Source organism: Parcubacteria group bacterium (assembly GCA_041660065.1).
Classification (GTDB): domain Bacteria; phylum Patescibacteriota; class Minisyncoccia; order Moranbacterales.
The window spans coordinates 340,670-364,359 of sequence record JBAZXC010000001.1; the positions used below are offsets into that span (position 1 = coordinate 340,670).

Genomic DNA, 23,690 nt, shown 5'->3' on the forward strand with positions numbered 1-23,690 from the left:
AAAATTTCTGATATTTACACACATGACATCAACAGAAAACCTCAAAAAACATATTGAAGATCTGGAAAAGCGCCGCATGGCACTCTTTTTTCACATGCAAAAAATTGCAATCGACATCAATGCACGCCTCTATGGTTTTAATACCGTGTTGGGCATTTGCGCACTCGTGCTCTTTGTTGTCGCATTTTTTGCACTACAGAAAGATCCTTTCTTTCTTTTGTGGAGCAAAATATTTGCCTTGATCACCATCGTGATCACTCTGACACAACATCTCTATATCCTGGATAAAGTCTCAACAAAGATCTATCGTGATATTTGTACGATCTACACCGGTTGCGATGACGAATACTTTGTCCTCAAAAAATACAACATCGGCGAACTTGATGAACGCCTGATCCGCCAATTTTATGTCAATAAAACACATGAAATGGGACGCTACACCTGCACAACAGCAACGCCGGGTTGGCTTGCATGGCTTAGCCTTTCTTCATTCCTCGTAGCGATCATCTTACTCTTTTTTGCATAGGTCACTGAGAAAATCTCGTGCTTCGTACAAATTGTGTACGATCAGATCAGCCTCATCAAAATTGAGGCTGATATTTTTTGCATTGATTCGCACGATACAGACCATGCCCGCACTTTTTGCCGCCACAACACCGACAGGTGAGTCTTCGATCACAACGCACTGCCCTGGCTCGACACCCAGTTTTTGCGCTGCCACAAGATAGGGATGCGCACTGGGTTTGCGGATAGCACAATCTTCAAATGTCACAACTGCGTCAAACAAATCTGCGAGATGATGTTCTGCCAACACACTCATTGTCGTCGGATGATTTGCGCTTGTCACAAGTGCTGTCGCAAGCATGAAATCCCTCTTGGCACGCAACAGAAATTTGACCGTATCATCAAAAACGATCGCATTTGCCAAAAGATCATTATACAGTTTTGATCGCAAAGCAAGAAATTGCTCACCGTTGATATGATACTTCCCCACAAAGAAATCCACATAATCCAGTGGATGTTTGCCCATGATCATCATTTCATCCTCCTCATCCGGATGGACATCGAGCACTTTCAACGTTTCAAGCGATGATTGAATATTGACAATTTCAGAATCCAACAACACGCCATCACGATCACATAAAATTGCCTTGATCATATTCTTTTTTATTTACTGAGACTTTGTCCCCCATCTACCATGAGATTTTCTCCCGTGATACCACTGGCATCCTCTGATGCGAGAAAGGTGATAGCCTTCGCGATTTGAGAGGGTTGGATCAGGTCACCAAGATAAATTTCCTCTTTGATCTTTGCGATAAAATCCTCTGAATATTGCTTTGTCATCTCTGTGTTTGCGACACCGGGAGATACACTGTTTACACGGATCGCTGGTGCGAGCTCCTTTGCCATCGTTTTGGTAAAACTGATCACACCGGCTTTGGCCGCACAATAATCAGCGATCGGTGGTCGTCCAAAATTGTACACACCACGGATCGATGCAAGATTCACGATTGCCCCGCCATGTGTCATAAGTGGCACGATGTGTTTTGTACACAGAAATGTGCCTGTGAGATTGACGGCAAAAGTCTTATTCCATTTTTCCAAAGTCGTCTCTTGCAAATTTGCCGAACTGACAATGCCCGCATTGTTGACAAGCACATCAACCGTATTGCGTAAGGCGTGAATTTCAGCGCTCATGCGCGCAACATCTTCTTCGTTACTGATATCTGCATAGACACTGGCGCATTTTTCTCGCCCGATCTCATCCATAAGCATGTCGATCTGCTCATGTGGTGCAAGATCATTGATCACGACAAAACCACCCTGGCGCGCAAATTCTCGTGCCGTTTCCGCACCAATACCGCGCCCCGCACCTGTGATAACGATCGTTTTCCCTGCAAAGTCTTGCATAAATTTCTATTGAGAAGCAATTAATAATTCTCGCACTGCACTTCAAAAAATGCTTGCGGATGCAAACATGCCGGACATTTTTCCGGTGCACTTTTTCCTTCATGCAGATATCCGCAATTACGGCATTTCCAGACGATCACATCGCCACTCTTAAACACATGCCCTGCATCCAACTTCTGATATAATTTGCGATACCGTGCTTCGTGCGCTTTTTCCACCAGTGCAATATTTTCAAATGCAAGTGCTACATCCACAAAACCTTCTTCACGCGCCACACGTGCAAATTCCGGATATAACTCTGTCCACTCTTCTTTTTCACCGTCTGCTGCCGCTTTGAGATTTTCCAACGTCGAACCGATCTTCCCTGCCGGATATGTCGCAGTAATTTCTACCATGCGTCCCTCGAGAAATTTGAAAAATCGTTTCGCATGCTCTTTTTCATTGAGTGCCGTCTCGGCAAAAAGCGCGGAGATCTGCTCCAATCCCTCCTTTTTTGCAGCAGATGAAAAATAATCATACCGCATACGCGCTTGCGACTCACCGGCAAATGCCTTTAAGAGATTTTGTTCTGTTTTTGTGCCTTGTAATTGTGCCATATAAAAACTTAAAATAATTATCGTCTTTTTTTATCCTCTTATGATCGTTACAAAAGATGGGGGCGTATTTCACCCAACGGCCCCCATCTTGTGTCACGACACAAAAAGATCACCGTTTCAATACCCCCTCTTATACTCTTATTGTATAGAAAAAAAGAAATCACTGCAACAATACTATCATTGTTCATTTATCAGCGATGATTTATATTTTTCCGGATGAAATGATTGACCGCGCACAATTGTGCACGCCATTTTTTCGCGTTCAATAAAATCATACAATTCATTCACAAACGCCTCCTGATCATATCCGAGAAGAATGACATCCGGCGTATGATCGCGGATAACTTGAAGTTTATCGTCTCCTTCATATCCAAAGATCACATCGTCGATCTCATCCACGCGCAACATCGCCGCGATACGCTCACACTCATCACATACGGGCATCTTTCCCTTAACGGCATGCACTGTCTTATCCCGCGCGACAACAGCCATTACATGATCACCATGCTCTGATGCCTGACGAAAGAAATCCCGATGTCCTTCATGAATGCCGTCAAATGTTCCAAAAATCATGACTTTGCGCATATATTTTTGTGTTACGTATTATTTGTACGATTTATTCATCTTGTGCTCGTGGCTTCATAAGAGGAAATAACGTCACCTCACGCAAGGTTTTGTCCTCCAAGAATGCAAAGAGTCGTTCACCGGCACCAAACCCGCATGTGGGCGGCATGCCATATTCCAGCATCTCCACAAAATCCCAGTCCGGCATCATCGCCTCTTCATCGCCTGCCTCGATCAATTTCTTTTGCTCTTCAAAGCGCGCACGCTGATCGATCGGATCATTGAGCTCACTGTACCCATTACCCACCTCAGCACCGCCAATGATCACTTGAAATTTTTCTGTTTGTTCCGGTTTATCTTTTTTCCTTTTGGCAAGCGGTGCCATCGCTACCGGATGATTGACGAGGAATGCCGGACCGGAAATTTTTTGACGGCAATATTTCCACAGCGAATCCGTCAAACGTTCTCTATTTTCACCCTCATATTTTACATGCAATGCGTCAAGTTTCTCTCTCAAATCACCCTCAGATGCTGTAATCACATTCACACCAGTTTGCCGCAAAACCTCATCCACATAATCGATCTTTACCCATTCATCCGCCAGATCAAACGTGAGTCCGCGTGTGGTAAATTTGGTGCGTCCATACACCTCCTGTGCGATCGTACGATACATTTCCTGCACAAGCGCCATGCCATCATCATAATTCGCATACGCCCAATAAAATTCCATATTGGTAAACTCCTGCAAATGATTGGGACTGGACCCCTCATTACGGAATGCGCGCCCGATCTCAAACGTTTTTTCAAAACCACCCGCCATAAGTCGTTTCTGCCACAACTCACCAATACTAATGCGCATATATACTGGCAGATCAAAATCATTATGATGCGTCGCAAATGGCCGCGCTTCTGCACCGCCAGTTGTCACTTCAATGTATGGTGTTTCCACTTCGATAAATCCTTTGGCCTCCATGAATGAGCGCATCACGCGCCAAAACTTCGCACGACGCATGAACAATGCGCGCAATTCTGCACTAAGTACAAGATCGATATACCGTTTACGAAATCGTTCATCCTCATCCTTCAGTCCGAAATGTTCTGCCGGTATGGAGCGCAATGCCTTGGCAAGCATTTGCCACTGTTGTACCATAATTGTCTGCTGTCCGGCTTGTGTCGTAAAAACAGATCCTGTCACACTCACAAAATCACTCGCGTCAATCAACTTGACAAATGCTTTGTATGACTCACCCACCTCTTTTTTAGATATGGCCACTTGCATACGTCCGCTCATATCCTCAATATCGGCAAAAGACAAATTTCCATGTGTGCGCTTGGATCGCAGACGCCCGCATACCGTGACGGTTTGCGCACCTTTTTCCAACGCAGAAAAATCATCCAAAACCGCGCCGACCATATGCGTCCGATGTGCTTGTGCGGGATATGGTTCAATGTCCTGTTCTTTTAATTTTTGCAATTTTTCAATGCGCTCTTCATATTCTGTCAGTGCTTCAGATTTTTTCTCGTCCATAAGATTCGTTATATTCTACTCATTATCTCTTCTACCACTGTAACGCAAATACACAAAAAAATCAAAGCCTCAAAAGAAAAAACAAAACACCACTCAGGTGATCCCGCGTGGTGTTTTTGCTTTAATTTTTTTGATCAGTTTATGGAAGTAATTTCATACTGCATCACACCGCTCGGTGTATTTACATCAATCGTATCACCCGCACGTGCACCGATAAGAGCTTTGCCAATTGGCGATTCATTGGAAATTTTTCGCTGTACAGGGTCAGCCTCATTTGATCCAACGATCTCAAATGTCATCTCTTGATGGTTTTTTGTCCGTACACCAACTTTTGAACCAATCTGCGCCGAATCATCACTCGCATCATGCTCCACGACACGCGAGTCTTTGATCATGCCTTCCAACTGCGCAATACGCGCTTCATTTTCCGTTTGACGTTCTTTTGCAGCAGAATATTCCGCATTTTCTGAAAGATCACCCTGCTCCTTTGCCTCTTTGATCGCAGCCGCAATCTCTTGGCGCACAACAGTTGTGCGTTCATCAAATTCCTTCTGCAATTTTTCCAAGCCTTCTTTTGTAACTAAACGTGCCATAGCATTTTCTTTTTTACCAATTAAAAACACACGTTATTCCCGTATGCTTCTTTTCAAACATGATTACACTATAGCAAATACGCCACCTCTGTCAAATACAAAAGCAACTAACCCTATAGCTGGTTGCCTTTGTCCCAGTAAATAATTTTCACTACAAACGAGCACCTTCGTCAATGGTCATTTTTTTCTTAAGAGAACGACCACCGCGCCGTTTGAGATCGCGCACTTTTTCCGTATCACGACGGATTTGTACTTTAATTTCATCTTCAATGATATCAACACATGCCTGCACACTCTGACTCTTTTCTTCTGCTCGATACTCATTACCGTCAGTCGCACGAACAACAGCGTTCATAAAGAAATCACCATCTTTTCTTTGGCTTATTTCTATATATGCATCACGCACCTCCGTCAACTTGCCAATCGAACTGATTTTGTCTTCCACATACGTTCGTGACGCCTCTCCAAGAGGATCGATGTTCTTATAATAATACTCGATATTCATAATCATTTTTATTAACTATTTACCTACTCATTAATACATACGTGATACTACTGCACAGTCTTTCAGATCAAAAACCGGCAAGCACGACCTCCTCCTTCAAGTTTACATCAAATTCATCTCGCACGCGAGTTTTGGCGACTGCTGATAATTGCATGGCTTGTTCAGCTGTACCATTGCCCATATTGATGAAGTAATTTGCATGCTGATTACCTGCCTGAATATCGCCAATACGCTTTTGAAATATACCACACGATTGCAACAGCCATCCTGCGGGCACGCGTCCGTTATGAACTTTTTGTCCTGTGTCCTGTTCAAACAATTGCTGGACATGCTCCGACACCTCCGGATTGATAAACCACGATCCCGCACTTTTGATGTCTTGGATCTGTTTGGTGTTTCTTTTTGATATGACATCATGCATCGCCGCATCAATCTCTTTTTTGTTCCCTCGAGAAAAGTTACATATCACACTAACGATAATGAATGATGGATTTTTTTTAAAAAAACTTTTGCGATACCCAAACTCACACATCTCTTTGGTAAAGACTTTTGTTTCTCCCGTTGTAATATCCAATGCATACACTTCTTTGACGATATCTTTCATTTCTGTGCCAAACGCACCCGCATTGCCACGCACAGCACCACCGACTGACCCGGGAATACCTGTGAGATTTTCCCCGCCGGTATATTCTTTTTCTGCTGCAAACATCAGTAGCGTCATCAAATTTGTCCCTGCGCCACACATGAGATCTCCACCATTATCCGTCATACTGTTATTTTTGATCCTGATCACCAATCCATTGAAACCACTGTCCGCAAATAGTACATTGCTCCCACCGGAAAAAACAAAATATTCCAAATCTTTTTCCTTGGCAAAAGCAATTGCTTCTTTGATTTCTTCGATACTGGACACCTCCACAAAATATCGTGCCTTGCCGCCAATGTCAAATGTCGTGAATGGTGCCAATGCTATATTTTCTTGCATGTTGATCATCATGTTGCATTTAAAACTTATGCTCCTGTAATTATATCGCTTTGACTTTTATAGACTTCATTTACCAGTCCGTAGCTTTAGCGAAGGATGGCTTTATAACTCATTATACACCTTCCAAATATCTCCCGCTCCCATTGTAATAAACACATCACCATCAGACAAATATTTTTTCATCCATGCACCCAACTCCACGATCGTTGGCAGATGTTGTGCTTTGCTCGGAGAGAGATCATTGATTGCTTCCACAACACGCATTGCGTTGATATTTCCTTTCTTTTCTCGTGCACTGCCATAAATATCCAACACGACCACTTGATCCGCAAAAGCAAGCGCCGCAGCAAAATCCGACAGCAATGCTTCCGTACGCGTAAATGTATGCGGGTGAAATGCCACAATGATCTTTTTGCCGGGGAAAACTTCTCGCGTGCCACGCAATGTTTCTACGATTTCCTTTGGATGATGCGCGTAATCATCGACCAAGATTGCCCCATTATATTCGCCTCTGCGCTCAAAGCGCCGTGCCGTACCTGCAAATTGCGCAACGCCCTCCGCAGTTCTATACGCATCGCCTGTCAAAAGAAATGCCAGCAACCATGCAGCAGTCGCATTTGCGGCATTATGCGCACCATACAATTGTGTCATGATCTCGTATTCTTTTTCCTCAAAAAGCACCGTGATCTTTTGTCCATGTGCATCGATACTACGCCGCATGATCACACAATCATTTTTTACGTCTTCTCCATAAAAAACAACACGGCAATCTGCATGCGCCGCCACTGCACACACATCACCCTGATCACCACACGCTACCAAAATTCCATCCTGCGGAATGCGCGCAACAAACACGCCAAATACATCACGATATGACTCCACGTCCGCAAAAAAATCAGGATGGTCATAATCCACACTTGTAAGGATCACATCATGTGGCTGATACAACGCAAGCTTATTTTGATATTCATCCGCTTCAATGATCAAAATGTCATCCCCAGTTACATACGCACCGCCATTCCACGCGGAAATTTGCGACCCTACAATAACTGTCGGCTTGACATCGGTCGCGATCATCGCAAAAGCTGTCAGCGCGGTCGTGGTCGTTTTACCGTGTGTGCCACACACCGCAATTGTCGACATCTCCGCCGTAAGAGCGCCAACTGCTTCCGGATACGAATAAATTGTAATCCCCTTTTCTTTTGCAGCAATAATTTCCACATTATCAGTGCCATTTAGCGCTGTCGTATATACGACAAAATCAATGTGATCAGTAAGATGTGCTACATCAAAAGTATCGTACACAACAATACCATTTTGCACGAGCATTTCATGATAAAAACCATCACCCGTATCCACGCCACTCACATCGTATCCTTTTTTTGCATACACTACAGCGAGAGCCGATGTGCCAGCGCCACCAATTCCAACGATATACACTTTTTTCATAAATTCCTTTTTTACAATTTCAGCCACATCCATCTTATTTTTCTTCGATCATTTTGAGAATGCCGGCAGCAATCTTGGCCGCAGCATCCGGATGATAAAACGCTTTGACATTTTCTTGCAACTTCACGCGCAACTCTTTGCTGTATAAAAGCTCCGTGATCTTTTCCATCAAGATATTACTACCCAAATTTGATTCTTCCAAAACCAACGCCCCGCCAATCCTCGCAACTTCAAACGCATTCATGTGTTGATGATTGTTTGCGCTACCGGCAAGAGGCACAAGAATTGACACTTTCTGATTTGCGGCAATTTCTGTAATGGAATTTGCTCCAGCACGTGATACCACAATGTCAGAAACAGCATAGGCATCCGCCATCTCCTCACGACTAAAGAATGGCGCCGCAAAATATTGATGACGTTCGGATTTAAAGCCATATTCAGCAGCACGATGTAAAACATCCTCATAATTTTCTTTTCCTGTGACATGAAGCACTTGGACAATTTTTGACAATTCCGGCAAAATCCGCAAAATCGCTTCATTGATCACTTGTGCACCTTGACTCCCTCCAAAAACAAAAAGTACGGGACGCGATTCACCAAAGCCCCACCGTTGATATCCGCGAGCACGATCCCCTTGTAGCATCGTTGTGCGAATTGGGTTGCCGGTTAATACTGTTTTCTCTGCGAGAAAATACCGCTTACTCGCCACATAAGACACTGCTACATAATATGACAGCTTCCCACCGACGCGATTTGCCCACCCGGGAACTGCATCAGAATCATGCGTCAATACGCGAATACGATAGATACGCGCTGCGATCACTACAGGAATTGCCGCATAGCCTCCTTTTGAAAAAACAGCATCCGGCATAAAAATAAGGAGATGCCACAATGATTGCACGATACCAAAAGGTATACGAAAAAAATCAAAAAAATATTCTATGGAAAAATATCTGCGCATTTTTCCTGTAGAGATGTTTTTTGTCTTAATACCAACAGCTGCCATGGATTGTTCCGCGAGATCCCCCATCTGTGACTTCGTGCCAATATAGAGAAATTCTACATCTTGACACTGGCGACGAATTTCTTCCGTTACTGCAATCAAAGGAAAAATGTGTCCCCCCGTACCGCCACCTGTCAACACGATCCTCTTTTTATCGTTCATGTGATAATCTTTATTGTTTATATAATACTACATACAACCATTATACCGCATAGCGCAGATCATTCAAATTTTTTCTTTTGATTGCTTGGAAATATTGAGCAAAATCCCCACAGCCGCCAACGAAAAAATAATTGATGTGCCTCCATAACTGATAAAAGGCATCGGGATGCCCGTGAGTGGCATGAGCGATGTGATCGCAGCGATGTTAATGATCGCTTGACCGGTGATCCACACAGTTATACCCCCTGCAACAAGCTTGCCAAATACGTCCGGCGCATTAGCAGCAATTTTCATCCCACGCCACGCAAATAGGAAAAAAAAGATCAAAACGATCAGTGCGCCGATGAGACCGAGTTCTTCGGAAATGATCGCAAAGATCGAATCTCCGACCGGTTCCGGAAGATATAATCCTTTTTGTTTGCTATGTCCCAAACCAACGCCAAGCCATCCTCCGCTACCAATTGCGATCAGTGCTTGTTGGATCTGATAACCTGTCCCCTGTGGGTCAGCCTCCGGATTGATAAATGACATAAAACGTGCCATGCGATATGGCGCGGCAATGATCAAGATAATGATCCCGGCCACTCCCAGCCCGATCACGCCAAAAATATGTTTTGATCTTGCACCCGCAAGATAAAAAACCGCAAGGGCAATAAACACCAAAATACTCGTCGTTCCCACATTTGGCTGCATCAAAACTAAAACGCATGGCAAACCGATAATTCCCAGAAATGGGATGAGACCCGTATAAAAGTCTTCAATCACTTTTGCACCTTTGCCACTGCACCACGCCGCAATATAGAGGATCAATGCCAACTTCATCATTTCAGATGGTTGAAAAGATGGGATAGGACCAAGATTGAGCCAACGGCTTGCACCATATGCCGTAATGCCGAATTCGGGCACCAAAATAAGCACAAGAAGAGTAATCGCGGAAAGATAGATCACATGCGCCCATTTACGAAAAAAATGATAATCGATACGACTAAAAACAACCAGTAAGACCAAACCCAACACTACGCCGATCAGTTGTCTTTTGAAAAAAAAATATGGATCACCAAACCGCACATCCGCATAGACGATGCCCGCCGATGCCACCATAAGGACACCAAAAACCGTCAAAATGCCCACAATGCCAAAAAGCATGCGATCAGATGCACCGGAAAAGTGCAATGTCTCTCGAGAAATTTTATTTTTATTTTGTTTTTTCGAGTGTACTACTCTACTTTTTTTCTTAAACATTATCTGTTTTTTTACTGTGTTCACTTCGCCACTTTTCGATCAATTGATGATTGCCGGAAAGCAATACATCCGGCACATGCCACCCATTGAAATCTTCCGGTTTAGTGTATTGCGGATGTTCACAATATCCTTCTGTGGCGTGTGATTCATGTATAATACTTTCCGCATTACCCAAGACGCCCGGAAGCAAGCGTACGATGCTATCCGCAATAACCATTGCTCCCAACTCACCACCGGTAAGTACATAATCCCCGATTGACAACTCCTCATCTGCAATATGTTCCGCAACACGCTCGTCCACACCTTCATACCGACCGCAGATAAAAATTACGTGTTTATAATTTTTCAATCGCTGTGCGTCAGATTGTGTAAATCGTTTACCTTTTGCAGAGAGTAAAATGATTCGTCGATCTCTCTGTATATCACTGTTTTCCACAACCTGCACAACTGCACGATGAATCGGTGCAACTTGCATCACCATACCCGCACCGCCACCATACGGCGTATCATCCACACGATGATGTTTATCCTCTGCAAAATCACGAATATCCGTATAACCGAAAGACGCCACACCTGCATCACATGCGCGTTTCATGATCGACCCTTCCATATATGGACGGACCAATTCCGGAAAAATTGTCAGAAAATCGATCTTTATCATATGTGTAGCTCTTATTGTACCCTTTTTTTGAGTATTTTAAAAGTAGAACATTATATATTATGGGAAAAATTATCGCAAATCAAAAACCATCCGCCTTGGGCGGATGGTTTTCGTGCATGCGATATTCACCGAGAAAGACTATTTTACACTTACTGTTGCGCCAGCTTCTTCAAGCTTTGCTTTTACTTTTTCAGCCTCTTCTTTTGATACACCCTCTTTGATCACTTTTGGTGCAGCATCTACCATGTCTTTTGCTTCTTTTAAACCAAGACCTGTGATCTCACGCACTGCTTTGATCACATTGATCTTTGATGCACCAACTGCTGCCAATTCTACATCAAATGCTGTTTTCTCTTCCGCAGCAGCTTCACCGCCAGCTACCGGCATAGCCATCGCTACCGGAGCAGCAGCAGACACGCCAAATTTCTCTTCGAGAACTTTGATCAACTCCGCAAGATCGAGAACACTCATCTCTTCGATCTCTTTGACGATCTTTTCAAACTTCTTTGGCACTACTACTTCTTTTTCTTCTGCCTTTTTTTCCTCTGTCATAGGATTATTGGTTAAACTTATTAATTAATTTATAAATAAATTACATGGAAAATATTATGATTCTTTGCTGTCTTTGATCGCTGAAAGTGCTTGTACGAATGTACGCGGCACACCAGCCAACACATTGACGAAACCACTGATCGGCGCCTGCAATTGTCCGAGGAGTCGCGCACGGAGTTCGTCGCGTGACGGCAATTTTGCCAATACATTCACTTCATCCACGCTCATCAATTTCTCTCCAAGCACACCGCCAACGATTTTGATGTTCTCATTTTTCTTTGCTGTGTCAAAAATGATCTTTGCGCTTGTCACCTCATCCGGAGATACACTCACTGCGATCTGTCCTTCAAATGATTTTGGATCGATCTCAATGTTGTTATTTTTGAGTGCGATCGCCAATAGTTTTTTCTTGATGATCTGAAATGTCGATCCCGCCTGACGAAGATCTCTCTTGAGCGTCACCATATCATTTGCGTTTAGGCCTTTGAAATCAGCCAAGACACATGCGGGGGACGATTTGAGTTCTTTTGTCAACTTTGCGACAATCACCTCTTTTTGTTGTCGTGTGAGCATATATTTCTTTGCGTTAACCCATTTATGCAATTAAAAAATCCTGCGGTCAAACTTCGCAGAACTCATTAATAGACGTAATTACCTACATCATCAATGTTCCTCACAAGGACTTATGTCCTGCCTTGCTTCTGCGGAGCATTTGTGCGTATTCATTTTTTCAAAACTCCCCTATCGTATCGCAATATGCAACAACTGTCAACTCATTTACGCTACTGGAGTTGCTTCTGGTGTTTTTTCTGTCTTTTCCACACTCTCCGCCTCTTTTGTCTTTTCTTCCACGACTTCAGCAACCGCTTCCGGCTCCGGCGTTGGTTTTGCAGGGACTTTTACAACACGTTTTGCGCCTTTGATCACGCCATTTCTGACCAAAAGATTGTACACGCTATCAGATGGCTGTGCACCATTTGCCAAAAATTGCTTGATCTTTTCCTCTTTCAAAACTGTTTGCTTGAGATGAGGATCATGGCTTCCCACGACTGCGATGTGTTTTCCTTTCGGTGACTTCGTTTTTTCCTGTACCACGATGCGATATTGCGCGTGATTGTGTCTTCCGACACGACTGTACCGTATTACCAACATAATTTCACTTATTATTATAGACTAATCAAACAACCGCATGAGCATGTACTCTCATGAGTAGTAAAGCATGTACTGTATAGCATAACCAATATCTCATTTTTTGTCAATATTCCACGATTATTCATCACACAGCGCAAAGCGGACATTTGCATCAACAGTTTCTCTATCTTTCCGGTCATGATAAATTAGAGCGTGTTTCCAGATTTCAATTTTTATTATTCACATTTTCCTGATATAATAGAAAAATAAAATATCAAAATAAAAATATGAAAGATCAGAAAGTTTCCACAATACTCGGCACGACAATTCTTATCATCATTGCTGCAACAGTTGCAGGATTTACATTTCTGTGTGTAAAAAATACTTCGATCAAAACGAATATCGCGCCGACTGTTGTTCAACCGCGATTAAGTCAAAAAAAAGGAGTTCTTGACGATGTAAATAAAAATATTACAAAAGAAGATTTGCTCATAGCAAGTGATTGGAAAATGGTTTCTCATAAAAACTTCTGGAATAATCCCGATCTTTTTTCACATTCAAATTATTTTTTTCCACAGATTGTCTTTTATTATCCTGAAAACTGGTACTTTCAGTGTTGCAATGATATGAATTACGCCTCAGTGCATAATATTTTTTCCTCCCAAGATCAAAAAACATCAAAACCATATATTAGGATTACAAATTATAGCCTATTAGGCTGTCCATCTACAAAAAAACAATGTTCATTGGACGAAAAAATTACACTATCCGCAAATGAAAAGTTTCTACAGTTAATTTCAGAAATTCCTCAAAAATATAATCTTCCATCTGTGCATCTTTCGAACATTGATGCTGATGCCTTTATGTATCAAAAATTAGAAAAAGATGGTAATTTTTCCAAAGGATGTTTTGTCAAATTACGCGATGGTGTTATCGGAGTGGATTTTGTGCATGATGATTTATTTGTTGGAGATTTTATTGAAAAATTCTTATCTACTATTTCATACGAAATAAAATAGAAATTTTAGCATTAAAGAAAAAAGACGAAATTCTATTACAGAATTTCGTCTTTATAATTGTACAATCAACGCTCAATAATTTGCGGACTAAAACTATGTAGATTTCCAGATGTATTTTTTCCAGAGTAAACAACAAAGTGCAAATGATTGTTGTCTGTCCCAGTGTTGGAAATATATCCGATTATTGTGCTTGTAGACACAGTATTTCCTATAGCAACTTGAATATTGGTTAAATGGAGATACCCACTCCACCATTTACTACCATTATATTCATGCTCAATAAGAACTTGACCATAATTTCCTCCTGCGTTTATGGCACCAGCATATGTTTGAGTGACAATACCTGAAGTGGTTGCATAGACCGGTTGGGCATTATCATAATCATAGCTTGGAAAATTCAAATTAATATCCCATGCCCATGTGTCATCAGAACTTCCTATTCCACCCGTAGCTGTATGTGCCCCTGTACCATGTTGATTAAAACACCATTTATCAGTAGGGCAATCATCTTGATTATTGACGATTCCCAATTCTCCAATGACAGGAGATAAAATTTTAGACGGAGGAGTACCTCGCACCACCCACAAACGCGTAATATAGCTTGCGTTTTTTGGCGTGTAATTCTTTTCTCCCCACCACAGTGACGCGTGCCACGCATAGCCGGAATTCACTTCCAGCGTGGTGGATGTCCAGTGATGTGCATTGGAAACGTTTGTGAATGGATGTCCGACCGGCAATGCCGGAGCGATTCGACCCATGTCCATCAAACTTTTCAGTTCATTGATATTTGGCATGCGCCAATCCGTATGACCAAAATTTGGATTTGTGCCGGCATTCATGCCGTTGACATAACTGACAGCATTGAGCCATGTGATGTCATAGGTGAGTTGTGAGTTTTTGGTCCACATGAGACCGGTGAGATTGTCTGTGACCGTGCTATCCCCATTATCAGTAAATCTATAGCTATCCCAGCCGACACCTTTTTGGAGGTTGCCATCATCACCCGTGGCATAGGATGTCTTTTGCCATGTTTTTGACAGTTTAGCCGGTCCGGTACTTTCCCCGCACACAGGCCACAGATTAAAAGGGCTTGTTTTCCCGGTAACTGCGGTACTTCCGCGATCAAATTCCACCACACTTGCTGCCGTTGTCTGATTTGCGATAGACGTTGATGTGAAATAGTAATAGTAGGGATAGGTTGTCTGCAGATTCGTGAATGGATGATTTTGTGCAAGAGCTGGAGCTGTGCGTCCATGATCAACAAGACTGAGAAGTTCATTCATGTTTGGCATGCGCCAATCAGTGCGTCCCGCATAGCTTGTGGCATTCATATTTGCAATGTAACTGAGCATTTGCTGCCACGTTCTGCGATTGCCGGTCAGATTTGCATTTTTGGTCCATATGAGACCGGTGAGATTGTCTGTTACGGTGAGATTGTCGTTGTTGAGAGTGAATCGTGGTTCGGGTAGCGGTATACCTCCGGGACCATCATCACTTTGTCCTGTTTTTGGAAGAGAAATGATCTCTGCTGTTGCATTGCTTGTAAAACATAGTAGAAAAATGATCAGTGTAAGACATTTCCATCGCATGCGTTACCTCTTTGGTTTGTGGTTTTTTGGTTACAATATTGTGAATGATGTTAAGCCTTCGGTTTCTTTGTGTGTTCCCTCCTTTATGTGATTTTTGGTTGTGAAAGAACGGCATCAACTGTTTCCTGTCACATTGATGTTATAAAATGTAATTTTTTATTTTGCTTTTCTTTTCAATTACTTACCGCGTAATACATAGAGCGGGAAAATGATCACTGCACGAATAATCCTCTTGATGCGCCGGGGTTGTTGTGCAAAACGAAAGAGCCATTCACAGCCGCATCGGCGCATCCAGTGCGGTGCACGTTTGACCTTGCCGGTTGCAAAGTCAAATGCCCCGCCGACACCGATCCCTACTCTACATGCGTTGCGATCTTTGAGCATATGGATGAACATCTCTTGATACGGTGCACCAAAGTTACACAAGACGATATCGGCAGATGTCTCCGGATCGATATGCGGTGCATGCGGATCCATATTTGCGCCGATAACCCTAATATGCGGATACCGCAATCGGATCACATTGTGCATATCCTGCCACTGTGTCAAGCCAAATGCATTGGTCGCGAGAAAAACCGACAGTCTCCCGCGATCTGCATGATCAAGTAACTGCCACATCAATTCCACACCCGTCATACGGCATTGCACACGCTTTCCGCGCCAGAAAAAAGCACACGACACACCGAAGCCATCGACCACTTGCAGATCTGCTGAATTGAGTACGGCACGAAAATCCTTATCGTGCCGCGCAGTATAGAGAAACTCCGGATTGATGGTGACAACTTGTCGTGCTATATTTTCTTGCAAAAATCGCGAAATCGCTTTCTCGATCTCTACGCAAGACACATTGGTTACATCTACTCCACAAATACGAACACTTTGATTATTTGTCATAATGAGACCTATTGGAGATTTTTATCGCAAATCAAAGACACATACCGGCTCAAATTGCCATGTGTCATCAACATGAGTGCTTTCAAAAAGTGTAAGTGCACTGACATCCATCTCAAAAGGTAACGGCATTTCCATCGGCGGATATTCCGTGAGTTCCTGCCACTTCTGCGCGCGCATACTGCCCAATGCAATGACTGGCCGAAATGAGACATTTTTTCCGAGTGGTAAATGCAATGCTTTCCCAATTGCGTAATATAACTCCTTTAGCATCTCACTGTCCTCCCCAATAACTTGTACACGCTGTGCGTCACGAGGATCGGTTTTGTTGATGTCTTTGCTTCGCGCTACAACCTTTGTAAAAGAAAGCGAAAAAGAGGGTGTTTTTGCACTTAACTCCAAAAGAGCGTTTTCAATCTGCAAGAAATCACTGTCACTCACCCAACCAATTGTGATGAGACCAACATGAAAACTGTCTTCTTTGTGCCACTTGATCGGCAGTTCCTGCCACGGACGTATCGCACGCGAAATTGCCCTCTTAAAATGTGTATCGAGATCGATCCCGATGAATAATTTCTGTTGCATATATATTGATAAATAGATTAATCATGTCCCTACAAGTATAACATCGTTTATGATGATACCAAAACGGTGTTTTTTGCAGGTTACTTTTATAGTATTATCATATCACGCAAAAGATAACAAAAAGCGAACACCGGGATTAACTAAATGTTAACTCACCAAATATGCTACAATACCCCCATGGATACGTCAGACAAAAAATACCTCATTTCTGTTGCTCCGCTTACACGCATTGCCCTTTCACGCGATCAGTCGTTCTTTTATATGTGGCATGAGATGTTATCCACTGGAACGCTTGTGTCAATTTCAATAGGTCGGCGCACGATCGAAGGTATTGTGACAGATAGCGCACCGGATTTCCCGCGCGAAAGTCAATTTCAGATCAAACGAGTCACGAAGATCATTGAGAAGGATTTTCTCACGAAAGAACAACTGGAGTTGGCACAGTATATTTCAGAATACTATTATGCCCCTCTCGGACTCGTACTCAAACACTTTGTCCCCCAACGCACGATGATGCGTGGCACACCAGTCACTCTTCGTATTAAAAAACACACGATCGAAACAAATGTGGCGCAAGAAGATATCATTGCACAATTATTCACTACGCATAAGACATCTAGATCCTTTTTTCTCCACGCCCCAGTTGTCCATGACAAGATGACGATCCTTCTCGGATTGCTTCAAAAGATCCACGCCGAGAGTACATCTCAAACTTTATACATTCTCCCGGAACTGATGCAGACACCCTATATTTCAGAATTCTTTCATCAATTTTTTCCTGCAGATGAGGTCGCGATCCTCCACAGCAAAATTCCACGCGGACAATATTATCACAAGTGGCGAGCGATCCGTACAGGCAAAGTACGCGTCATCATTGGCACACGCAGTGCGCTTTTCGCACCGTTTACCAAACTGGCGACAGTGATCATCGACGAAGCACATGATCCGTCGCACAAACAATGGGACCATTATCCCCTTTATGACGCACGCACGGTGTCCTATACGCTTGCCACATTACATAATGCCACGCACATCCTCACATCCGCTGCCCCGCGTGCGGTGGATTATGTGCACAAACTCACCAAAGACGCGTCCCTCACATTTGTCCAATCCCCCGCGCACGCCCATGCAAAAATTGAGATCGTTGATATGAAAAAGGAACGCTGGGACAAAAACCGCTCACCTCTTTCACGCACGCTGACATATCAGATCAAGACTGCTTTGCAAAAAAACAAACAAGTTTTACTTTTTGTCAATCGTCAAGGGGAAAGTGCTTTTTCGCTCTGTACCAAATGTCGCACGGTTGTGTTGTGTCCCACATGCGATCGCGCACTCATTCATCACTCATCCAAAAAGTACATGTGTATTCATTGCTCTTTCACCATGCCATCCAGCGCAAAATGCACTGCGTGTAAAGCACCTGTTGAACATATCGGCATCGGCACACAGCGCATCGCCAAAGAATTACACAAAGCCCTCCCCAAAGCGCGCATCGCAGTAGTGGATTCCTCGACAATGAAAAAGACAGGTGCGCATAAAAAGATCTACGATGATTTCCGTGACAAGAAGATCGATGTCGTGATCGGTACACAGATGATCACAAAAGGCTGGCACGGCGACAATGTGACACTGGTCGGTATCATTGATATGGACGACCTCCTGAGCCTTCCATCATACGATGGCAACGAAAAAGCGTTTTCCTATATCATGCAACTCACCGCACGCACACATCACGGCACCGTACTTGTGCAAACATTTCAACCGGAGAATCCTGCCCTGCGCTATGCAGGCACATATGACTTTGACGGGTTTTATCGTGAAGAGTTGGATCTGCGCAAAGTACTTTCCTATCCGCCATATACACAACTCATCAAACTGACGTGCAAAGGAGATACAAAAGAAAAAGTGCATGCACTTGTCAAAGAAAAATATGCCACACTCTGTGATGTGTGCAAAAGTGATCCAAAAATTCGCGTCTCAGAACCGCATGATCCCCTCGTGAATAAAGTACGCACAAAATACTATCGCCAAATCGTTGTACGTTGTGCACACAAAAAGATTCCGCAAGCATTACACTATATATTACGCGACTGTGACCTCGCATGGTCGATTGATATGGATCCGATTTCTATCGTATAAAAAGATTCCGGATCACGTCCGGAATGACAAATAAAAAGAATAATATCAAATCAACCCCTTCTCTCACCATAGCGGGGAGAAAGCGACCAGTCAAAGATCTTATTTCCCTGCCAGTTGTCCGCATGCGCCACTGATATCATCGCCGACACTCTTGCGGATCGTGCACGGGATATGCGCTTTTTGCATGATCGATTGAAATTTTTTGACCGTTTCTCGTTCTGACGGTGAGAAGTTTTCTCCGATCGCGTTGTAACGGATCAGATTGATATGAAGAAGTTGCATATGTCCGATCGATGCAACGTATTGCGCAAGCAAGCGTGCATCTTCCGGCGTATCATTGATCCCTTTTAACATAATATATTCGATGAAAATTTTGCGTTTGTTTTTGGATAGATAATATTGCAATGCGTGACGCAATTGTGAGAGATCGTATCCATTGTTCACCGGCATGTATTTTGTACGTTTTGCATCAGATACGAAATGCAAGGAAATCGCCAGATTGATCTGTGGACACGTATCTGCAAAATCCATGATCCCCGACACAATGCCCGATGTGGAGATAGAGAGCCCGCGATTGGCAAATCCAAAGAGGTCCTTATCCGTCAATATGTCAATGCTCTCTTTGACATTCTTCCAATTCATAAACGGTTCTCCCATGCCCATGTAGACGATATTGGCAAATGTGTCGATGATATTATGTTGCTTCAGATATTGACGCCACAAAAGCACCTGACTTGTGATCTCATCCGTTGTAAGATTGCGTACCAAACCCAATTTTCCCGTTGCACAAAAAGCGCACCCCATCGCACAGCCAACTTGCGATGAAATGCACGCTGACCACATTTGTGGTTTGGGAGAAATCAAAACGGTCTCGATCATGTGCTTACCCTCTGTCAGTTGTAACAGCGCTTTGATCGCGCGACCGTCTTGCGAGGCGTGTATTTTGACCACAGTAAACGGCAAAATCGGCACATTGCGTAATAATTCTTCTTGCAATGCTCGTGGAATTGTCGTGATCTCCGCGTATGTTGCACAACCGTCTTGCACAATGCCCTTGATGATCTGCTTGCGGCGAAAATCCGGATGCTTATGTTCTGAGAGATATGTCGATAACTGTGTGATATTCATATAATGTCTTATTTTTACGTGGCTACTTAGTAACTGTCTAATATCTCATGTCGAGTTGAAATGCCAAAATTTCGAGCGAAAAAAACGGAAGTTGAGGGAGAGCTATCGGGTGATAACCCGACGAAACTTACGTTTTTTGTAGCCGAAATTTTGGCATTTCAGCCGACAAGCCATTTTTTGGTGTTGAGATGTTAGGCAGTTACTTAGCATCACATACTACCGTTTGACCGGTATTTTTCATGCAAACAGTATGCTCACGAAAAGTCAGTGTATCATGTTCTTTGTCAAAAGTCACGCCTACCATGAGACCTTTTTGTGTCTCTGGACGGAAATATTGATCAAACACAAAATTGCCCAATGAATAATAGATCTGCTTGCCGTTATATTCCTCTGCATCTTGTACGACGTGCGGATGCGATCCGATGATCACATCACTACCGGCGTCGATCAGCGCATGTGCAAGTTCTCTTTCCACACTACGCGATTGTGTTGCATATTCTACACCCCAATGTGTATAGACCACCACAAAATCACTTTCATTTTTTACAGCGGCCAGGTCGGCAAATACATGTTCGCGCGCATCCGGTACAAATGCGTTATAATTCACCACGCCGATCGCCATACCGCCAATATGGAGAACATCAAACCGTTTTTCTTCCGGCGATCCCGTATCACCGACATACGTGATACCTTTTTCTTCCAAGAATTTTTTGGTACTCCGGATCCCCTCGTTACCAAAATTGTTCATGTGATTGTTGCCGAGGTTGACTGCACACACATGTGTATTTTTGAGTACATCGACTACCTGCGGATCAAATGTAAATTGATAATTTTGTGCGGAGCCAAATGCCGATCCTTCCGACACCGATGCATTTTCTGTCACCGGTCCTTCGAGATTGGCAAACACACAATCACTGCCGCGCATTACATCTTTTGTCCCTGCCAAAATATTCTCATAACCATTTTGACGCGCTTTCTGCCGGATGTGGCGATCAAAATTCATATCACCTGCAAAGAGAATTGTGACGGGACGCACTTCTTGAGTCGCATTGTTTTCATCTTCTTTTGATGCTCCAAGATCATCAGAAGTGGCATGCTCTACAACGCCTGTAGTTTGTATTTGCGATAACTGTTCCGGATGATGATACAAAATAACAAAGCCCCACACCATACTACCCGTGGCAACCATAAGTAAAAAAAGAGTCGTTAATGTATTTTTCATATGCAATAAATTCAACCAATTTCATTATACAACACAAAGTCATATTTTTATTGTATAATGAAGAAATGGAAAGGAATTGGGTACTGACATTTGTCGTCTATTTCGCCGTTTTTAGCCTCATCGTCATTGTTGGGATGGTTTCTGTGCGTCTTATTACACATCAGACCGATACTGCTCCGACAGTGACTCCCAGTCTTGCATCATCATCCGCACCAGAAGAATTACCAAAAATTACACCCGAAGAAACAAAGCAAAATGCAAATGCCCAAAACCCTGTGCCGCCCACGCCAACAAAGCCATTTTCGTTTGTCGTCCTTGCCGATGCCGAGGATTATGGCGTCCCATCCGGACACAATGCTATTCTCGAACACATGCTGGCATCCGGCGCGGCACAAAAGCCGACGTTTGCGATCTTTAGCGGAGATTTGATCACTATGCCCGATACACTCCCTTCACGCATTACCAACCTCCTCGCACTTCTCAATCGCCATTATCCCACCTATTACATCGCGTTTGGCAAACACGACATCGAATGTGGCAACCAATGTGTTGACGTCTGGAACAAACTTTTTTTTCATATAAAAAACCCTACAAAAAAAGATCGTATCTTGTATCATTCATTTGATCATGAGAACACGCACTTCGTCCTCCTCTCATCCGACTATCCGCTCAAGCACGGTGTGGACGATGCGCAATTGGCATGGCTTGATGATGATCTCACCAAAACAGACAAAGAAAATATCATCGTTGTTTCTCACGTGCCACCAATTAACTTTTACAAAGAATCCACCGAAACGTGTCATGACATGACCTGTGACGAGGCACGACGCATGCGCCTCCAAAACATCCTCGCTAAACATCATGTCGACCTCGTCCTCTCCGGACATGAACACACATTCGATCACAGGATCGTCGACAATGTCGTGTATATCCTCGCTGGCAATGTTGGTAATGGTAAGCGATACAAAAACACACTGTGGCAAAGCAGCTTCCTCTACATCACTATCGATGGACCACACATCACATTGAAACTACTCGACGAAAACGGCAATGCCCTCCAGCAAAAGCCGATCAAATAGAAAAAGACCATAAGGCACTGTCCCAAAGCACCCGGAGTCACCCACCTTACTCTATATCGGAAAGTAGTATGTCGATCTGCGCGTAAAGATTCTCAATATCGCTGTTATTATCAAGCACAACATCAGCATATTCTTTGAGTCCGGCGATTTGTAATTCTGCATCTGCCTTGCTCTCTGCTTCGAACTGCTCAAATGTTTTGTCACGATCATCAGTATTTTCACTGCGCTTGATGATGCGTTCATAACGTGTCTTGATATCCACATCGATATACACGAGCTTGAACTCCGGAATTTGTTTGAGGAAGACAATGTCATCCATCCGTCGCACACCATCCACCACGATCACTTCCGCAGGATCCTTTTTGACATCTTCCGCCATCACATGCGCAAGCGCGTCTTGTCCATATGTTTCTCGAATGATCCGTGAAAGTTCTTGTAAATTGTCCCGCGACTGTTCAATATGCAAGCGATCCAACACATCACGCAACATTGTCGAAAAACGATGTGTTGACGCTTTTTTCTCCGCCACCAAATATTGCGCGACTGTACCCTTGCCGCTCGCCATCTCTCCCGCAAGTCCGATAATGATCTTTGCCATAAATATAGTTAAAAGTTTATAAAGTTATAAAGACTCAGCCAACAGCCAATTATTTCTTCTTTTTTATCTTTTGCAAAAGCAATTCATTTTTTGGTACGTACCGACGTAACTTCACGCCCGCCATACGCAACATCTTACGTGACGCTTTGAATATGTCCACATCTGCATATTTGTCAGAGGTATATACGACCTCAGCAATCCCGCTCTGGATGATTATCTTTGCACATTCATTGCAAGGAAAAAGACTAATATACATCCGACAACCTTTCACAGAACTGTTTGCATTCATGATCGCATTTGCCTCCGCATGAACAACGTACGTGTATTTTACATCTAATACTTTTCCCTCACGCTTCCATGGTATTTTGTCATCATGACACCCACGCGGATGTCCATTGTATCCCAGTCCAATGATCACATTATTCTGACCGACGATGCATGCACCCACTTGTGTCGATGGATCTTTGGATCTCTGTGCAATAAGCATGCTCATGAGCATAAATGTTTCATCCCAGTCCAAATAATCTTTTCTCTTATCACCTTTCATAGATTTGCTCT

General features: G+C 43.3%; 26 protein-coding genes. 4 read left to right on the plus strand and 22 right to left on the minus strand.

Annotated features, from left to right (window positions below):
* Positions 1-22: 22 nt before the first annotated feature.
* Entirely contained in the window at positions 23-526 is a 504-nt protein-coding gene (locus WC819_01710) for a hypothetical protein (GenBank protein ID MFA5986047.1), read from the plus strand.
* Here WC819_01710 and WC819_01715 read toward each other — a convergent pair.
* The 15 genes from WC819_01715 to rpsP form a co-directional block, all read right to left on the minus strand.
* Positions 509-1,159: an HAD family phosphatase gene (locus WC819_01715; protein ID MFA5986048.1), complete on the minus strand. Its 651-nt coding sequence runs from the start codon at positions 1,157-1,159 to the stop codon at positions 509-511. The genes WC819_01710 and WC819_01715 overlap by 18 nt on opposite strands.
* A gap of 8 nt (positions 1,160-1,167) precedes the next feature.
* A complete protein-coding gene (locus tag WC819_01720; GenBank protein MFA5986049.1) occupies positions 1,168-1,911 on the minus strand; it encodes a glucose 1-dehydrogenase in 744 nt (247 codons plus the stop codon).
* 20 nt (positions 1,912-1,931) lie between these two features.
* Positions 1,932-2,507 carry a rubrerythrin family protein gene (locus tag WC819_01725; GenBank protein MFA5986050.1) on the minus strand — a complete coding sequence of 192 codons (576 nt, stop codon included), beginning with the start codon at positions 2,505-2,507 and terminating at the stop codon, positions 1,932-1,934.
* A gap of 177 nt (positions 2,508-2,684) precedes the next feature.
* A complete protein-coding gene (locus tag WC819_01730) occupies positions 2,685-3,092 on the minus strand; it encodes an adenylyltransferase/cytidyltransferase family protein (protein MFA5986051.1) in 408 nt (135 codons plus the stop codon).
* Positions 3,093-3,123: 31 nt separating this feature from the next.
* Entirely contained in the window at positions 3,124-4,599 is a 1,476-nt protein-coding gene (lysS, locus tag WC819_01735; protein MFA5986052.1) for a lysine--tRNA ligase, read from the minus strand.
* A 134-nt stretch (positions 4,600-4,733) separates the two neighbouring features.
* Positions 4,734-5,192 carry a transcription elongation factor GreA gene (gene greA / locus WC819_01740; GenBank protein MFA5986053.1) on the minus strand — a complete coding sequence of 153 codons (459 nt, stop codon included), beginning with the start codon at positions 5,190-5,192 and terminating at the stop codon, positions 4,734-4,736.
* A 151-nt stretch (positions 5,193-5,343) separates the two neighbouring features.
* Entirely contained in the window at positions 5,344-5,697 is a 354-nt protein-coding gene (locus tag WC819_01745; protein MFA5986054.1) for an HPF/RaiA family ribosome-associated protein, read from the minus strand.
* Between the two features lie 67 nt (positions 5,698-5,764).
* Entirely contained in the window at positions 5,765-6,682 is a 918-nt protein-coding gene (gene murB, locus WC819_01750) for a UDP-N-acetylmuramate dehydrogenase (GenBank protein ID MFA5986055.1), read from the minus strand.
* Between the two features lie 102 nt (positions 6,683-6,784).
* Positions 6,785-8,131, minus strand: coding sequence for a UDP-N-acetylmuramate--L-alanine ligase (gene murC, locus WC819_01755; protein ID MFA5986056.1), 1,347 nt, complete (start codon positions 8,129-8,131; stop codon positions 6,785-6,787).
* 34 nt (positions 8,132-8,165) lie between these two features.
* Positions 8,166-9,296, minus strand: a complete 1,131-nt coding sequence (murG, locus tag WC819_01760; protein ID MFA5986057.1) for an undecaprenyldiphospho-muramoylpentapeptide beta-N-acetylglucosaminyltransferase — start codon at positions 9,294-9,296, stop codon at positions 8,166-8,168.
* Between the two features lie 63 nt (positions 9,297-9,359).
* Positions 9,360-10,538, minus strand: coding sequence for a putative lipid II flippase FtsW (gene ftsW / locus WC819_01765; GenBank protein MFA5986058.1), 1,179 nt, complete (start codon positions 10,536-10,538; stop codon positions 9,360-9,362).
* Positions 10,531-11,199 carry a tRNA (guanosine(37)-N1)-methyltransferase TrmD gene (trmD, locus tag WC819_01770; protein ID MFA5986059.1) on the minus strand — a complete coding sequence of 223 codons (669 nt, stop codon included), beginning with the start codon at positions 11,197-11,199 and terminating at the stop codon, positions 10,531-10,533. Before trmD ends, ftsW begins: the two co-directional genes overlap by 8 nt.
* Before the next feature lie 138 nt (positions 11,200-11,337).
* A complete protein-coding gene (gene rplL, locus WC819_01775) occupies positions 11,338-11,751 on the minus strand; it encodes a 50S ribosomal protein L7/L12 (GenBank protein ID MFA5986060.1) in 414 nt (137 codons plus the stop codon).
* Between the two features lie 54 nt (positions 11,752-11,805).
* Complete coding sequence (gene rplJ / locus WC819_01780) at positions 11,806-12,324, minus strand: 50S ribosomal protein L10 (GenBank protein MFA5986061.1); 519 nt, start codon at positions 12,322-12,324, stop codon at positions 11,806-11,808.
* A gap of 204 nt (positions 12,325-12,528) precedes the next feature.
* Entirely contained in the window at positions 12,529-12,903 is a 375-nt protein-coding gene (gene rpsP / locus WC819_01785; GenBank protein MFA5986062.1) for a 30S ribosomal protein S16, read from the minus strand.
* 266 nt (positions 12,904-13,169) lie between these two features.
* Between rpsP and WC819_01790 the strand changes: the two genes are divergently transcribed.
* Entirely contained in the window at positions 13,170-13,901 is a 732-nt protein-coding gene (locus WC819_01790) for a hypothetical protein (protein MFA5986063.1), read from the plus strand.
* 65 nt (positions 13,902-13,966) lie between these two features.
* On the opposite strand, the gene WC819_01795 is transcribed toward WC819_01790, so the two are convergent.
* From WC819_01795 to WC819_01805, 3 genes are all read right to left on the minus strand, one after another.
* Positions 13,967-15,490 carry a DUF1566 domain-containing protein gene (locus tag WC819_01795; GenBank protein MFA5986064.1) on the minus strand — a complete coding sequence of 508 codons (1,524 nt, stop codon included), beginning with the start codon at positions 15,488-15,490 and terminating at the stop codon, positions 13,967-13,969.
* Between the two features lie 177 nt (positions 15,491-15,667).
* Positions 15,668-16,384, minus strand: a complete 717-nt coding sequence (locus tag WC819_01800; GenBank protein ID MFA5986065.1) for a WecB/TagA/CpsF family glycosyltransferase — start codon at positions 16,382-16,384, stop codon at positions 15,668-15,670.
* A gap of 21 nt (positions 16,385-16,405) precedes the next feature.
* Complete coding sequence (locus tag WC819_01805) at positions 16,406-16,966, minus strand: hypothetical protein (GenBank protein ID MFA5986066.1); 561 nt, start codon at positions 16,964-16,966, stop codon at positions 16,406-16,408.
* A 177-nt stretch (positions 16,967-17,143) separates the two neighbouring features.
* Here WC819_01805 and priA point away from each other — a divergent pair, with 177 nt between their 5' ends.
* Positions 17,144-19,105, plus strand: coding sequence for a primosomal protein N' (gene priA / locus WC819_01810; protein ID MFA5986067.1), 1,962 nt, complete (start codon positions 17,144-17,146; stop codon positions 19,103-19,105).
* Between the two features lie 99 nt (positions 19,106-19,204).
* Here priA and rlmN read toward each other — a convergent pair whose 3' ends face one another.
* Positions 19,205-20,233, minus strand: coding sequence for a 23S rRNA (adenine(2503)-C(2))-methyltransferase RlmN (gene rlmN / locus WC819_01815; GenBank protein MFA5986068.1), 1,029 nt, complete (start codon positions 20,231-20,233; stop codon positions 19,205-19,207).
* 199 nt (positions 20,234-20,432) lie between these two features.
* Positions 20,433-21,455 carry a CapA family protein gene (locus WC819_01820; protein ID MFA5986069.1) on the minus strand — a complete coding sequence of 341 codons (1,023 nt, stop codon included), beginning with the start codon at positions 21,453-21,455 and terminating at the stop codon, positions 20,433-20,435.
* Positions 21,456-21,520: 65 nt separating this feature from the next.
* Here WC819_01820 and WC819_01825 point away from each other — a divergent pair, with 65 nt between their 5' ends.
* Positions 21,521-22,534, plus strand: coding sequence for a metallophosphoesterase (locus WC819_01825; protein MFA5986070.1), 1,014 nt, complete (start codon positions 21,521-21,523; stop codon positions 22,532-22,534).
* A 46-nt stretch (positions 22,535-22,580) separates the two neighbouring features.
* On the opposite strand, the gene WC819_01830 is transcribed toward WC819_01825, so the two are convergent.
* Positions 22,581-23,132, minus strand: a complete 552-nt coding sequence (locus tag WC819_01830) for an AAA family ATPase (protein MFA5986071.1) — start codon at positions 23,130-23,132, stop codon at positions 22,581-22,583.
* A 49-nt stretch (positions 23,133-23,181) separates the two neighbouring features.
* The gene (locus WC819_01835; protein MFA5986072.1) at positions 23,182-23,679 is read right to left on the minus strand and encodes a dCMP deaminase family protein; all 498 of its coding nucleotides are present in this window, start codon (positions 23,677-23,679) and stop codon (positions 23,182-23,184) included.
* Positions 23,680-23,690 lie beyond the last annotated feature (11 nt).

Coding starts and splice junctions, on each gene's coding strand:
- WC819_01710 (MFA5986047.1), top strand. CDS start 23: ATGACATCAACAGAAAACCTCAAAAAACATATTGAAGATCTGGAAAAG.
- WC819_01715 (MFA5986048.1), bottom strand. CDS start 1,159: ATGATCAAGGCAATTTTATGTGATCGTGATGGCGTGTTGTTGGATTCT.
- WC819_01720 (MFA5986049.1), bottom strand. CDS start 1,911: ATGCAAGACTTTGCAGGGAAAACGATCGTTATCACAGGTGCGGGGCGC.
- WC819_01725 (MFA5986050.1), bottom strand. CDS start 2,507: ATGGCACAATTACAAGGCACAAAAACAGAACAAAATCTCTTAAAGGCA.
- WC819_01730 (MFA5986051.1), bottom strand. CDS start 3,092: ATGCGCAAAGTCATGATTTTTGGAACATTTGACGGCATTCATGAAGGA.
- lysS (MFA5986052.1), bottom strand. CDS start 4,599: ATGGACGAGAAAAAATCTGAAGCACTGACAGAATATGAAGAGCGCATT.
- greA (MFA5986053.1), bottom strand. CDS start 5,192: ATGGCACGTTTAGTTACAAAAGAAGGCTTGGAAAAATTGCAGAAGGAA.
- WC819_01745 (MFA5986054.1), bottom strand. CDS start 5,697: ATGAATATCGAGTATTATTATAAGAACATCGATCCTCTTGGAGAGGCG.
- murB (MFA5986055.1), bottom strand. CDS start 6,682: ATGCAAGAAAATATAGCATTGGCACCATTCACGACATTTGACATTGGC.
- murC (MFA5986056.1), bottom strand. CDS start 8,131: ATGAAAAAAGTGTATATCGTTGGAATTGGTGGCGCTGGCACATCGGCT.
- murG (MFA5986057.1), bottom strand. CDS start 9,296: ATGAACGATAAAAAGAGGATCGTGTTGACAGGTGGCGGTACGGGGGGA.
- ftsW (MFA5986058.1), bottom strand. CDS start 10,538: ATGTTTAAGAAAAAAAGTAGAGTAGTACACTCGAAAAAACAAAATAAA.
- trmD (MFA5986059.1), bottom strand. CDS start 11,199: ATGATAAAGATCGATTTTCTGACAATTTTTCCGGAATTGGTCCGTCCA.
- rplL (MFA5986060.1), bottom strand. CDS start 11,751: ATGACAGAGGAAAAAAAGGCAGAAGAAAAAGAAGTAGTAGTGCCAAAG.
- rplJ (MFA5986061.1), bottom strand. CDS start 12,324: ATGCTCACACGACAACAAAAAGAGGTGATTGTCGCAAAGTTGACAAAA.
- rpsP (MFA5986062.1), bottom strand. CDS start 12,903: ATGTTGGTAATACGGTACAGTCGTGTCGGAAGACACAATCACGCGCAA.
- WC819_01790 (MFA5986063.1), top strand. CDS start 13,170: ATGAAAGATCAGAAAGTTTCCACAATACTCGGCACGACAATTCTTATC.
- WC819_01795 (MFA5986064.1), bottom strand. CDS start 15,490: ATGCGATGGAAATGTCTTACACTGATCATTTTTCTACTATGTTTTACA.
- WC819_01800 (MFA5986065.1), bottom strand. CDS start 16,384: ATGACAAATAATCAAAGTGTTCGTATTTGTGGAGTAGATGTAACCAAT.
- WC819_01805 (MFA5986066.1), bottom strand. CDS start 16,966: ATGCAACAGAAATTATTCATCGGGATCGATCTCGATACACATTTTAAG.
- priA (MFA5986067.1), top strand. CDS start 17,144: ATGGATACGTCAGACAAAAAATACCTCATTTCTGTTGCTCCGCTTACA.
- rlmN (MFA5986068.1), bottom strand. CDS start 20,233: ATGAATATCACACAGTTATCGACATATCTCTCAGAACATAAGCATCCG.
- WC819_01820 (MFA5986069.1), bottom strand. CDS start 21,455: ATGAAAAATACATTAACGACTCTTTTTTTACTTATGGTTGCCACGGGT.
- WC819_01825 (MFA5986070.1), top strand. CDS start 21,521: ATGGAAAGGAATTGGGTACTGACATTTGTCGTCTATTTCGCCGTTTTT.
- WC819_01830 (MFA5986071.1), bottom strand. CDS start 23,132: ATGGCAAAGATCATTATCGGACTTGCGGGAGAGATGGCGAGCGGCAAG.
- WC819_01835 (MFA5986072.1), bottom strand. CDS start 23,679: ATGAAAGGTGATAAGAGAAAAGATTATTTGGACTGGGATGAAACATTT.